The following is a 12,250-nucleotide window of genomic DNA, read 5'->3' as shown; positions in this document are numbered from 1 at the left end:
ATCTGACGGAAAAACAATCTTCCGTTAACGGTTGTGTGAGGTGATTATTACATTTTATTCACTTTTGCGGCCGTTTCGCCCAAAAGTGCGCACCATAAATGTGCAAAACCCCCGCCAGGGGCGAGGGCTATTCAGATAATCCGCAGGGATTATTCGATGTTGGACTCAATGAACCACAGGAACTGATCCAGGTCGCGGGAGGCGGCGGTGAAGATATCAGCGGTATCTTCATCTTTTGCTTCACCGATGGCTTTACGAACGTCGTTCGCCACGATCGCGTAGCGGTCCGCCAGCTCTTTCAGGTGATCCTGAACGGTATGAATATCCAGCGGGTAGCTTTTCAGTGGCGTTTTGCTGTTGATCACCTGCGTGGTGCCCAGCGCCACGCCGCCCAGCTGTACGGCGCGTTCGGCCATGGTATCAAGGTGTGTAACCAGTGCTGTGCGGAAGCCATCCAGCATTTCATGAACGGCAATAAAGTTTGCACCGCGCATATTCCAGTGGGCCTGTTTGGTGATCAGCGAAAGATCGATGAACTGGACCACCTGGCGATTCAGCAGCTCAATGGTTGCCTTTTTATCGCTATCCGATACATCGTTACGGGTATAAAGCAGATTAGACGCTTTCGTTTTCACCAGTTTAGCGGTACTCATAATCTCATATCCTCTTGATGTTTGTGTCCCAGGTAATTACGGAACTAAGTATAGCACCGGATTTTTTCTCTGCGGTTTGGCGCTGCCTATCGGTTTAATAGCGAAAGGATGGTTGTATTATTAACTAGTTGAAATAAAAGGAATCTATAAAAATTGATGCAGATCAATCTTAATTTATCCTCTGGCAAGGCGGGCGGGTGACATATTTCAGCAATAAAGGCGACTTTGTAAGAAAGTATTTGGGCGAACGGATTCGGCGTATATTCTGCATGGCGGATGAACCATGCAGAATATAAGGGGTTAGCCGAGGTCGATTTTTTGAACCTTAGGTTCTGGACGCATGGTCAGCGTGGAGCCCATTGATGCCGCAATAATGGAGCAGAGCGCCAGCGTTTGCACCAGCGTCAGGGTTTCGCCGAGGAAAATCATTCCCGAAACGGCGGCCAGGGCGGGTTCCATGCTCATCAGGGTGCCGAAAATGCGCGTGGGCAGGCGCGTCAGGGCGATCATCTCCAGAGAGTAGGGCAGCGCCGTAGAGAGGATAGCGACCGCCAGCCCCACCGGCAGGATGGACCACTGCCATATTGAGTCCGTGGCCTGCGCCATGCCAAGCGGAACAAAAATGATGGCGGCAATCAGCGACCCTAACGCGACCGTCGCCGGACCGTGTTCTTCACCTGCACGCTGGCCGGTTAGTATGTAAACCGCCCAGCACGCCCCTGCGCCCAGCGCCAGAGCGGCACCCGTTAAATCGACTTGCGACACGCTTTGACCCAGCGGCAGCAGGAACCATAGCCCCAGCACGGCAAGGATCACCCAGATAAAGTCTACCGGACGACGGGAAGAGAAGAGGGCGACGGCCAGCGGGCCGGTAAATTCAAGCGCAACCGCGATCCCCAGCGGGATGGTCTGAATTGAGAGATAGAACATATAGTTCATCCCTCCCAGCGCCAGCCCATAAAAGAGCAGGGGCAGCCGCTGCTCCTTTTTAAAGCGTAACCGCCAGGGCTTAAAGATAACCACGAGGATCAGGGTGCCTAACGCGATGCGCAGCGCCGTGACGCCCGGCGCACCGACCAGCGGAAAGAGGGATTTCGCCAGCGACGCGCCACTCTGAATGGACATCATCGCGATAAGTATGACTACAACCGGCATCCAGACCGAAGACTTGCGGGGTAAACCAGGCATCCTTTCTCCTGTCAATTTATGTCAAATGAGGTAAAAGTGGCAGTGTAATGGAAATAAGCTGCAACGGTTGAGCTACTGTTGAAAAAAAACCAGGGAAAATCCGTAAAATGAGGAAAGGTTGATGATTTTATCGCCTGAAAGATTAGGAATAATCTGGATGAATGTAACGGCGATGGCGCGCACTATTAGCGTTAAAAGGTGAAAATCTGGAGTTATTTTAACAAGATAGAGCCTTCTGGAAATGTTCTGTTACAGGAAAGGTCTCATTAGACATCGTGAAGAACAAAGAGTTTCACAGAATTTTTTGATATATTTAAAACTTACGGACTTACTTGAAGCACATTTGAGGTGGTTATGAAAAAAATTGCATGTCTTTCAGCACTGGCAGCTGTTCTGGCTGTTTCCGCAGGTACCGCTGTAGCGGCAACTTCAACTGTAACTGGTGGTTACGCTCAGAGCGATATGCAGGGCGTGATGAACAAAACCAACGGTTTCAACCTGAAGTACCGTTACGAGCAAGACAACAACCCGCTGGGCGTGATCGGTTCTTTCACCTACACCGAGAAAGATCGTACTGAAAATGGCTCTTACAATAAAGGTCAGTACTACGGCATCACCGCGGGTCCTGCTTACCGCCTGAATGACTGGGCAAGCATCTACGGTGTTGTAGGTGTTGGCTACGGTAAATTCCAGCAGACCGAAAACCAGGGTCTGAACCGTACTGCTAGCAACAGCGACTACGGTTTCTCCTATGGCGCAGGTATGCAGTTCAACCCAATCGAAAACGTTGCTCTGGACTTCTCCTATGAGCAGAGCCGTATCCGCAACGTTGACGTTGGCACCTGGATCGCGGGCGTAGGTTACCGCTTCTAATCACTTCGGTGAGCCAGTAAAAAATCCGCCCCTTGTGGCGGATTTTTTTTGAGAAGCTTAAAGCAAAACGGCAATCCATGATTGCCGTTTTTTACGTTCGTTCCCCGCGGGTGAGGGCAACAGGCCGCCCGAGTCAGCGGAGATCACTTGCTCTTAATATCGAAAATATCCGTCCCCAGATGGTTATAGTCAACTTTCTGTAACCTGAAGTTGGTAATGTAAACTGGCGGACCCTTCTTCCCGGAGATAAACGGGTAATCATTTTTTATCTCCTTCGCCTTAATGCCCGTCCACTGTGAGAAGAATTTCAGGAAGTCGTTGGCGGAACGGCGTGCCTTAATGATGCGATGCGTTTTGTCATCGCTCGACAGCACCATGAACGGCACCTGGAAGTTCTGCTGGAATTTATCATCGTGCGCCAGATACTGCACCTCTTTGCCGCGCTCCTTAAACGCCAGGCCGTGGTCTGAGAAATAGACCATGGAGAAGCTGTCGCCGCTGTTGCGCAGCTGCGCGTACAGCTTGCTGAGCAGATCGTCGGTTTGCGTCATGGTGTAGAGGTAGCAGGAGGTCTCTTTCGACTGCACAAAGTCGGCGTACTTACCCTGCGTGCGGTCGCAGGCCTGCGGATGGGACCCCATCAGATGCAGGACAATCAGCTGCGGCTGGGTGCGCTGGGTGGCAAAAACCTGCGCCGTCATCTTCAGCAGCGCTTCATCTTTGGTATTTTTATCCGCTTCAAAGTCACCGCTCTTCAGGAACTGCACCTCGTCGGCACGCTTCGCGATGCTGGCAATAGCGGTATCGTATTCACCAATCTGTCCCTGATTTGAGAACCACCAGGTCTGGAAACCGGCGCGGTTAGCCAGCGTGACAAAATTATCCTGAAACTGCGGTTTGCCATCCACCACGCGGTTAAGCGTCAGGCCGAGGGATTTCTGCGTCGAGCCGCTGGCGGCAACGTAGTCGGTAAACAGCGTGCCGTTGACGGTGCTGGCAAACGGCGTGTTGTCCCAGTGGCCGCCAAACGCGCCAAGCGCATCGCGACGCGCGCTTTCGCCGATCACCACGACGTAGGTGTGGTACTTCGGCTTCACCGCCAGCACGTTCCAGGTATCTTTCATCGTGGAAAGCTCGGCCATGCGCGCCTGCTCGTCGAGCACTTCCTCGTTATTGACCACCACGTCCTTGACGAAGCGAAACACCGGATACCCGGTATCTTTAAGCTTAAACACGCCGCCCCAGGCCAGGTTTTGTACCGGCGCGACAAAAAACGTCACCACGCTGAAGGCCAGGCACAGGCTTTCAATTTTACCCCACGCCTTTCTCGCATCCGGCTTACGGCGAACCGCAATCACCCCAAGGGCAAAAATAAAAAGGCCAACGACGTAGCTGTACCACGGGAAGATCGTCAGGATCTCCGTGGACTCTTCCATATTGGTGGAGTGCAGCGCCAGCAGGGTATTAAAGTTTGGCGCGCCATACGCCTGGCCAAACGGGAAATAGGCCGCGGCGACCAGGGAGCAGAGACCCAGAAGCACTTTCTGCACGCGCGGTGCGCTTCGCCACAGCAGGTGCAGGATGCAGGTGAACGCGACGGCATAAAGCAGGCTGAAGGGGTAGCCAAGCGCAAAGTTAATCAGCAGCGACTGCAAAAAATAGAATCCCGTCCACGGGCTTAAGGCCCGGCTGCGGGTAACAAGCGTATCAATCAGGGTTACGTTCATAGATCACTATCACGAAAACGCCATGTGCTCACCCTGGCGCCAAGGGTCAAAGCCTGCCGGACAGTGCGTGGAAAGGGAATGCGAGGTCCGCTTCAGCGAGCCGCAAATTGTGCAGGGCTGCAAGAAGATAGTGCGAGCGTGAATTAAGGTCAACAGTTGCTAAACAGATGTTTTGCGAAGGGGGCTGCAAATCCGCAAAAATAATCGGGAATTGGCCGTTTACAGGGAAAGCGTGAAGGGAAAATGAAGCGGCGTGCCGCGACGCCGCTTAGTGGGAGGATTTGTCGTCCTGGTGCGGTTTGTTGTTAAACATATCGCACAGCATGTTCAACAGCATTAAGCGCACTTTGAAGGGAGAGTGGGTAAACACGGTCATACACCTCTTGAATTCGTTCATAAGACCTCCTGATTTTTGATCCCTTCGATCCGTGAAGGGTGACTGCATTACATACAGATATAGCACAGGCTATATTGTATAGCTATGGCTAATTCGTTAATTTTTTGTGCTTGTAGAGCTATGGTTTACAATGTGCGCTCCGTTACAGGGCGCTGGAAGCGTCAACCCCATTGAGGAAGCACAATGAACCGTCGCGCAGGTAAGCCAACTAAAAAAACGACGCAACTGGTGAACGTTGAAGAGCATGTGGAAGGGTTTCGTCAGGTGCGTGAGGCGCACCGCCGGGAGCTGATTGATGATTATGTTGAGCTGATCTCCGACCTGATTCGTGAAGTCGGGGAAGCGCGTCAGGTGGATATGGCCGCACGTCTGGGCGTTTCACAGCCAACGGTTGCCAAAATGTTAAAACGTCTGGCGTCGGTAGGGCTGATCGAGATGATCCCGTGGCGCGGGGTGTTCCTCACCGCTGAAGGCGAAAAGCTGGCGCAGGAGAGCCGCGAGCGCCATCAGATCGTCGAGAATTTTTTACTGGTGCTGGGCGTGAGCCCGGAAATTGCCCGTCGGGATGCCGAAGGGATGGAGCACCACGTCAGCGAAGAGACGCTGGTACGGTTCCGCGAATTTACGCTCAAATACGGTCCCTCCGCTGAATGAACATCCCCGGCCTGCAGGCCCTGAAACGCGATCGCTTTTTCCATCTGCTGCTTATTATTGGCGTCGGGCTCAGCCTGTTTGTGCCCTTTGCGCCGCAGGCCTGGCCTGCGGCCATTGACTGGCGCACCATCATCACCCTGAGCGGGCTGATGATGCTCACCAAGGGCGTTGAGCTGAGCGGCTATTTCGACGTCCTGGGGCGCAAAATGGTGCGCCGCTTTGCCACCGAGCGCAGGCTGGCGCTGTTTATGGTCTTCTCGGCGGCGCTGCTGTCGACGTTTCTGACCAACGACGTGGCGCTGTTTATCGTGGTGCCGCTTACGCTCACGTTGCGTAAGCTGTGCGAAATTCCGGTGACCCGTCTGATCATTTTTGAAGCGCTGGCCGTTAACGCCGGCTCGCTGCTCACGCCGATTGGAAACCCGCAGAACATTTTGCTGTGGGGACGCTCCGGCCTGTCGTTTACCGCCTTTACCTGGCGGATGGCGCCGCTGGCGCTGGCGATCGTGCTGACGCTACTGGTGGTCTGCTGGTTTGCCTTCCCTAATAAATCGCTGCAGTACCACAGCGGTACGGCCGGCCCGCAGTGGCAGCCGCGCCTGGTCTGGAGCTGCCTCGGCCTGTATATCGTTTTCCTCACCGCGCTGGAGCTAAACCAGGCCCTGGCGGGCGCGCTGCTGGTGGCGTGCGGTTTCCTGTTCCTCGCCCGGCGGGTGCTGGTGAGCGTTGACTGGACGCTGCTGCTGGTCTTTATGGCGATGTTTATCGATGTGCATCTGCTGATCCAGCTCCCGGTATTGCAGAGCGTTCTTCACGGCGTCAGCGGCCTGTCCCAGGCGGGGCTGTGGCTGACGGCGATTGGTCTTTCGCAGGTCATCAGCAACGTGCCGTCCACCATTTTACTGCTTAACTATGTTCCCCCTACGGCGCTGCTGGCCTGGGCGGTTAACGTCGGTGGCTTTGGGCTGCTGCCCGGCTCGCTGGCGAACCTGATCGCCCTGCGTATGGCAAACGACCGCCGCATCTGGTGGCGCTTCCATCTCTGGTCAATCCCGATGCTGCTCTGGTCAGCGGCGGTCGGTTTCGGACTATTCCTTCTCATATAGTGCGCAATTTGTCAGTTTTTCCTGGCAAATGTATAGCAACGTCCTAGCTTTAGTGAACGGCATAGTGTGATGCCGCTCACTGACAGGACCGTTGCTGAACTATGGCAGAAGATCAAAACCCACCTGCTGACGAGCAGGAAAACAATAATAACGAGCGCAAGCGCCCGGGCAAAAAACCGTTAATTATCCTTGGCATCGTGGTCATCGTGATGGTGATTGTGGCGCTGGTGTGGTGGTTTTTGACCCGTAACGAAGAGACCACCGACGACGCCTTTACCGACGGTGACGTGGTGACGATTGCCCCTAAAACGGCGGGCTACGTTACCGAGCTTCGCGTGCGGGATAACCAGCGCGTGAAAAAAGGCGACGTGCTGGTGGTAATCGATCCTCGCGATAACATCGCCCAGCGCGATCGGGCTAAGGCCGAGCTCGGGCTGGCGCAGGCTCAGCTGCATCAGGCTCAGGCGCAGCTGGCGCTCTCGAAGGTGCAATATCCCGCCCAGCGCGACGAAGCCAGGGCTCAGGTGCTGAAAGCGCAGGCGGATATGGCGAACGCGCAGGCGGAGTATCGCCGCCAGCGCGGCGTTGACCCGCGCGCGACCACTCAGCAAAGTATCGATTCCGCGAATGCCCAGCTGCGCAGCGCGCAGGCGGGTCTTGCCAGCGCCCGGGCGCAGCTGGAGGTGGCGGAGCAGGTTCAGCTGCAAATTCGCCAGCAGGAGACCAACGTCGAAGCCCGCGAGCGGCAGGTCGACCAGGCCAGAGCGCAGCTGGAAACCGCCAACCTGAACCTCTCTTATACCGAAGTCCGCGCCCCGTTCGACGGCTTTGTGACCAAACGCAACGTGCAGCCCGGCACGCTGGTGCAGGCGGGCACGGCGCTGTTCTCGCTGGTGTCCCCGAACGTGTGGGTAGTGGCGAACTTCAAGGAGTCGCAGCTTGAGCGCATGAAGCCCGGAGATAGGGTCACCGTCTCCGTGGATGCCTGGCCGGATATGGCGCTGGAAGGCCACATCGACAGCATCCAGCAGGGCAGCGGCTCGCGCTTCTCCGCCTTCCCGTCGGAAAACGCTACCGGTAACTTTGTGAAGATCGTTCAGCGCGTGCCGGTGAAAATCGTCATTGATAAAGGGCTGGATCCGAACAGGCCGCTGCCGCTGGGGCTGTCGGTTGAACCGAAGGTCACCGTGGAATGACGGACAGCAGCCACGAAAACTGGAAGCCCGCCAGCAACCCGTGGGCGGTGGCGATTGTGGTCACCCTGGCGGTGTTTATGGAAATTCTGGACACCACCATCGTCAACGTGGCGCTGCCGCACGTGGCGGGGTCGCTTTCGGCCAGCTATGACGAATCCACCTGGGTGCTCACCAGCTACCTGGTGGCGAACGGCATCGTGCTGCCCATCTCGGCGTTCCTGAGCCGCCTGTTTGGCCGCAAGCAGTTCTTCCTGATCTGCATCGTCATGTTCACCATCTGCTCGTTCCTGTGCGGCATCGCCACCGAGCTGTGGCAAATTATCCTGTTCCGCGTGATGCAGGGCTTCTTCGGCGGCGGATTGCAGCCCACGCAGCAGTCGGTTTTGCTCGACTACTTCAAGCCGGAGGACAGGGGCAAAGCTTTCGGTCTTTCGTCGATTGCCATTATCGTTGCGCCGGTGCTTGGCCCGACGCTGGGCGGCTGGATCACCGATAACTACTCCTGGCGCTGGGTGTTCTTCATCAATATTCCGGTGGGGATCGTGACGGTGCTGGCGATCTACCAGCTGCTGGAAGATCCGCCGTGGGAGAAAAAATCGGAAGAGAAGCTCACCGTCGACTGGATGGGGATCGGCCTGATCGCCCTCGGTCTGGGCTGTTTGCAGGTGATGCTCGACCGGGGCGAGGACGACGACTGGTTCTACTCGAACTTTATCCGCACCTTTGCGGTGCTGACGCTGGTCGGCATTATCGGCGCGATCTACTGGCTGGTGTATGCCAAAAAGCCTGTGGTGGATCTGCACTGCATGAAGGACCGTAACTTCGCCGTCTCCAGCCTGCTGATGGCGGGGATGGCGATGATCCTGTACGGCAGCTCGGTTGTTATCCCGCAGCTGGCGCAGCAGGATTTAGGCTATACCGCCACCTGGTCCGGGCTGGTGCTGTCGCCCGGGGCGGTGCTGATCGTCTTAACTATTCCGCTGGTGCTGAAGCTGATGCCGGTGGTGCAGACGCGCTGGATCATCGCCTTTGGCTTTACCTGCCTGGCGGTGTCGTTCTTCTGGTCGCGCACGCTGACGCCGGATATTGACTTCGAAACCCTGGTGCTGTTCCGCAGCGCCCAGTCGATTGGGCTCGGGTTCCTGTTCGTACCGCTGACCACCATCGCGTTTATCTCGATTCCGAGGCGGCTCAACGCCGATGCGGCGGCGCTGTTCACCATGTTCCGCAACGTGGCGGGCTCGATTGGCATTTCGCTCTCGACGGCGGCCATTACCGAGCGCTCGCAGGCGCACAGCGCGCACCTGGCGTATCACGCCTCGCCGTTTAACGAACAGTTCCAGCTGGCGATACGCGAAAGCGCGCAGGCGATCCAGAACTTCACCACCCAGGTGGGCGATCCGACCGGCATTGCCACCGGGCGGATGTACCAGACGATGATCGAGCAGTCGCGCTTCCTGGCCTACATCGACGTCTTCACCCTGCTGAGCGCGGTGGCCTTTTTACTGATTCCGTTTTGTTTGTTGCTCTCGCCGGTTAAGAGCGAGGGGAGTGCAGGAGCACACTGATGATACACAGACGTTTACACCCCCTGATGATAATGATGCTGCTGGTGGGCTGCGCCGTCGGGCCCGACTACCAGCAGCCCGCACCGCCTGCGGCCGCGCGCTGGAACGATAAGGGCGACGGCGCGGTGAAATCGCAAACTACCTCCGCCGCGACCAATCCGCGCTGGTGGAAAACCTTCGGCTCGCCGCAGCTCGATAGCCTGGTTGAGCGCGCCATCGCCGGGAACCTGACGCTACAGCAGACGGTACTGCGCATTGCCGGCGCGCGTGAACAGATTAACCAGGCGGGCGGGGCATTTTTCCCCTCGGTGAACGGCAGCGTGCAGGCCACGCGCCAGCAGCTCGGCCTGGAAGGGGAGCTGAAATCCCACGGCGTGTACGACCAGCTGGATAACGTCGACCCGCAGCTGCGGGGGGCGTTAGGACCGCTGACGCAGCCGATCAACCTTTATCAGGGCAGCTTTGACGCCCGGTGGGAAATCGACCTGTGGGGCAAGGTGCGTCGTCAGGTGGAGGCGGCGGAGGCGCAGCAGAGGGCGGCAGTAGAGCAGCGTAACGATGCGCTGGTGTCGCTTGAGGCGGAAGTGGCTCGCGCCTGGCTACAGCTGCGTGGCGCGCAAAGCATCATCGCTACGCTCAATACCCAGATTGAGAGCGCCCGGCAGACGCTGGCGCTCACGGAGAGCCGCCAGCGCGGCGGGCTGTCACCGCAGATGGACGTGGAAAACGCCCGGGCGCAGCTGGGCACTCTTGAAGCCCAGCTGCCGCAGTATGAGGCGCAGGCGCGTCAGGCGATGAACGGCCTGGCGATCCTCCTCGGCAAGCCGCCGGGCGCGCTGGATGCTGAACTCCAGTCTTCACAGCCTATGCCCGCGTTGCCGGATATTGTGCAAACGGGCATTCCGTCAACGCTGGCGCGGCGTCGCCCGGACGTGCGCGAAGCGGAGGCGAACCTCCATGCCGCCACGGCGCAAATCGGCGTCTCGGTGGCGGAGCTTTTTCCGAGCTTTACCCTTTCCGGGCAGTTTGGCATGCGCAACAGCGAATCCGGCTGGCTGACCGACTGGAGCAGCCACTTCTACAGCTTTGGCCCGCAGGTTTCCATTCCCATCTTCCAGGGCGGTCGGCTGGTCTCCAGCGTGAAGGTGGCGCGCGCGCAGCAGGGCGCGGCGGTACTGGACTACCGTCAGACGGTGCTGACGGCGCTCGGCGACGTCGAAAATGCCCTGGTGAGCTATCGCACCGACCAGCAGCGTGAGGCGGGCCTCGCGAAAACCATCGATGCGCTGCAAAACGCCTTTGACCTGGCGAGCGACAGCTACCGGCAGGGGATCGCCAGCTTTATCGACGTGCTGGACGCCCAGCGGCAGCTGGCGCAGGCGCAGCAGCAGCGCGCGCAGGCGCAAGTGCAGAGCGCGCTTGACCTGGTGGCGCTCTACAAAGCACTCGGCGGCGGCTGGGAGCCGTATCAGCAGGTGCAGCTCCCGGATTACGCCGTCTTTGGCGATGCCCCGCGCGGATAGATTTGGAGGATTGGGCAAGAAACGGACAGGAACGCCACATTCGCGATGGCCGAGGGGCGGGTATAACTAACGGACACCCATCGACATGCGAGGAAAGCGTTATGCGTTATCAAAAACTGGGCAATACCGGACTGTTTGTTTCAGAACTCTGCCTCGGCACCATGACCTTCGGCGGCGAGGGCGGCATGTGGGGCAAGATTGGCCAGCTCAGGCAAAACGACGCCGAGCAGCTGGTGGGCCGCGCGCTGGACGCCGGCATCAACTTTATCGACACTGCCGACGTCTATTCGGAAGGACGCTCGGAGGAGATCCTCGGTCAGGCGCTGAAAAACCTGAACGTCCCGCGCGAAAACGTGGTGGTCGCCACCAAGGTGTTTGGTGAAACGGGGACCGCGGGAGTGAACTCACGCGGCGGCTCGCGCTATCACATTATCGGCAGCGTAAAGGAGAGCCTGCGCCGCCTGCAGCTCGATCATATCGATCTCTATCAGCTACACGGCTTCGATCCGGCGACCCCCATCGAAGAGACCCTCTATGCGCTGGATAACCTGGTGCAGCACGGCCACGTGCGCTATATCGGCGTCTCTAACTGGGCGGCCTGGCAGATTGCCAAAGCGCTGGGCATTTCCGAACGCCTGGGCCTGTCCCGTTTCGCCTCACTCCAGGCGTATTACACCATCGCCGGACGCGACCTGGAGCGCGAGCTGGTGCCGATGATGCAGAGCGAAGGCGTCGGGCTGATGGTCTGGAGCCCGCTGGCGGGCGGCCTGCTGAGCGGAAAATACGGCCGTGACGGGCAGAGCGAAACCGGAGGCCGTCGTCTGGAGTTTGACTTCCCGCCGGTGAATAAAGATCGCGCCTTCGACTGCGTGGACGTGATGCGCGTCATTGCCGAGCGTAAGGGCGTCTCCGTGGCGCAAATCGCGCTGGCGTGGCTGCTGCATCAAAAAGCGGTGACCAGCGTGATTATCGGTGCGAAACGGGTCGAGCAGCTGGAGGACAACATTGCCGCGACCGGGATCCGCCTGAGCGAAGACGAGCTTAGAGAGCTTGATGCCGTCAGCGCGCTGCCGCGCGAATATCCGGGCTGGATGCTGGAGCGGCAGGGCGAATATCGCCGCAGCCAGCTCGCGCAGCAGTAACCTTCCTTCCCCCCCGGCAGCGCGTCGCTTGCCGGGGGGGAAGGCCTTAAGAAGTTATGGTACTCATCATTTTTGTTCAAACAGAAAACTCCAGTAAATGAAATACCTGCAATTTTCATTGCCGCTACGACAGCGCGCTGATACTGGTTTTGTAATTCACCAGGGCTGCAGCCCGCTGATGTTCCCTTCATACGTCTCCAGGTAGTCCGTAAGTGCAACCACG

General features: G+C 57.8%; 11 protein-coding genes. 7 read left to right on the top strand and 4 right to left on the bottom strand.

The window, feature by feature from the left end; translation table 11 throughout:
* Positions 1–149 precede the first annotated feature (149 nt).
* On the bottom strand, positions 150–653 hold the full coding sequence (gene dps / locus MOQ06_RS21260) for a DNA starvation/stationary phase protection protein Dps (RefSeq protein WP_000100801.1): 504 nt from the start codon (positions 651–653) through the stop codon (positions 150–152).
* A gap of 300 nt (positions 654–953) precedes the next feature.
* Complete coding sequence (gene rhtA / locus MOQ06_RS21255; RefSeq protein ID WP_176610825.1) at positions 954–1,841, bottom strand: threonine/homoserine exporter RhtA; 888 nt, start codon at positions 1,839–1,841, stop codon at positions 954–956.
* 354 nt (positions 1,842–2,195) lie between these two features.
* Here rhtA and ompX point away from each other — a divergent pair, with 354 nt between their 5' ends.
* Positions 2,196–2,714, top strand: coding sequence for an outer membrane protein OmpX (gene ompX / locus MOQ06_RS21250; RefSeq protein ID WP_003858450.1), 519 nt, complete (start codon positions 2,196–2,198; stop codon positions 2,712–2,714).
* Between the two features lie 143 nt (positions 2,715–2,857).
* Here ompX and MOQ06_RS21245 read toward each other — a convergent pair whose 3' ends face one another.
* Entirely contained in the window at positions 2,858–4,441 is a 1,584-nt protein-coding gene (locus MOQ06_RS21245) for a phosphoethanolamine transferase (protein ID WP_242174726.1), read from the bottom strand.
* A 268-nt stretch (positions 4,442–4,709) separates the two neighbouring features.
* The gene (mntS, locus tag MOQ06_RS21240; RefSeq protein ID WP_032645368.1) at positions 4,710–4,838 is read right to left on the bottom strand and encodes a manganase accumulation protein MntS; all 129 of its coding nucleotides are present in this window, start codon (positions 4,836–4,838) and stop codon (positions 4,710–4,712) included.
* Between the two features lie 183 nt (positions 4,839–5,021).
* On the opposite strand from mntS, the gene mntR reads away from it, so the two are divergent.
* The 6 genes from mntR to MOQ06_RS21210 all read left to right on the top strand — a co-directional run bounded on the left by mntR (position 5,022) and on the right by MOQ06_RS21210 (position 12,027).
* The gene (gene mntR, locus MOQ06_RS21235) at positions 5,022–5,492 is read left to right on the top strand and encodes a manganese-binding transcriptional regulator MntR (RefSeq protein ID WP_148420737.1); all 471 of its coding nucleotides are present in this window, start codon (positions 5,022–5,024) and stop codon (positions 5,490–5,492) included.
* Positions 5,489–6,598 (top strand): anion transporter, encoded by a 1,110-nt coding sequence (locus MOQ06_RS21230; protein ID WP_176610823.1) that lies wholly within the window; start codon positions 5,489–5,491, stop codon positions 6,596–6,598. Before mntR ends, MOQ06_RS21230 begins: the two co-directional genes overlap by 4 nt.
* A 101-nt stretch (positions 6,599–6,699) precedes the next feature.
* Positions 6,700–7,794 (top strand): HlyD family secretion protein, encoded by a 1,095-nt coding sequence (locus MOQ06_RS21225; protein WP_148420735.1) that lies wholly within the window; start codon positions 6,700–6,702, stop codon positions 7,792–7,794.
* Complete coding sequence (locus MOQ06_RS21220; protein WP_242174725.1) at positions 7,791–9,362, top strand: DHA2 family efflux MFS transporter permease subunit; 1,572 nt, start codon at positions 7,791–7,793, stop codon at positions 9,360–9,362. The genes MOQ06_RS21225 and MOQ06_RS21220 overlap by 4 nt, the downstream gene beginning before the upstream one ends.
* On the top strand, positions 9,362–10,885 hold the full coding sequence (locus MOQ06_RS21215) for an efflux transporter outer membrane subunit (protein WP_242174724.1): 1,524 nt from the start codon (positions 9,362–9,364) through the stop codon (positions 10,883–10,885). Before MOQ06_RS21220 ends, MOQ06_RS21215 begins: the two co-directional genes overlap by 1 nt.
* Before the next feature lie 101 nt (positions 10,886–10,986).
* Positions 10,987–12,027: an aldo/keto reductase gene (locus tag MOQ06_RS21210; RefSeq protein WP_242174723.1), complete on the top strand. Its 1,041-nt coding sequence runs from the start codon at positions 10,987–10,989 to the stop codon at positions 12,025–12,027.
* Positions 12,028–12,250 lie beyond the last annotated feature (223 nt).

The organism is Enterobacter sp. I4, assembly GCF_022669095.1.
In the GTDB taxonomy this organism is placed as follows: Bacteria; Pseudomonadota; Gammaproteobacteria; order Enterobacterales; family Enterobacteriaceae; genus Enterobacter; species Enterobacter pasteurii.
Note: the sequence above shows the minus strand (reverse complement) of the source record. Positions and strands in the feature narration are given on the sequence as shown.

Excerpts from the sequence above, each read along its gene's own strand:
- dps (WP_000100801.1), bottom strand. The coding sequence starts at position 653 with ATGAGTACCGCTAAACTGGTGAAAACGAAAGCGTCTAATCTGCTTTAT.
- rhtA (WP_176610825.1), bottom strand. The coding sequence starts at position 1,841 with ATGCCTGGTTTACCCCGCAAGTCTTCGGTCTGGATGCCGGTTGTAGTC.
- ompX (WP_003858450.1), top strand. The coding sequence starts at position 2,196 with ATGAAAAAAATTGCATGTCTTTCAGCACTGGCAGCTGTTCTGGCTGTT.
- MOQ06_RS21245 (WP_242174726.1), bottom strand. The coding sequence starts at position 4,441 with ATGAACGTAACCCTGATTGATACGCTTGTTACCCGCAGCCGGGCCTTA.
- mntS (WP_032645368.1), bottom strand. The coding sequence starts at position 4,838 with ATGAACGAATTCAAGAGGTGTATGACCGTGTTTACCCACTCTCCCTTC.
- mntR (WP_148420737.1), top strand. The coding sequence starts at position 5,022 with ATGAACCGTCGCGCAGGTAAGCCAACTAAAAAAACGACGCAACTGGTG.
- MOQ06_RS21230 (WP_176610823.1), top strand. The coding sequence starts at position 5,489 with ATGAACATCCCCGGCCTGCAGGCCCTGAAACGCGATCGCTTTTTCCAT.
- MOQ06_RS21225 (WP_148420735.1), top strand. The coding sequence starts at position 6,700 with ATGGCAGAAGATCAAAACCCACCTGCTGACGAGCAGGAAAACAATAAT.
- MOQ06_RS21220 (WP_242174725.1), top strand. The coding sequence starts at position 7,791 with ATGACGGACAGCAGCCACGAAAACTGGAAGCCCGCCAGCAACCCGTGG.
- MOQ06_RS21215 (WP_242174724.1), top strand. The coding sequence starts at position 9,362 with ATGATACACAGACGTTTACACCCCCTGATGATAATGATGCTGCTGGTG.
- MOQ06_RS21210 (WP_242174723.1), top strand. The coding sequence starts at position 10,987 with ATGCGTTATCAAAAACTGGGCAATACCGGACTGTTTGTTTCAGAACTC.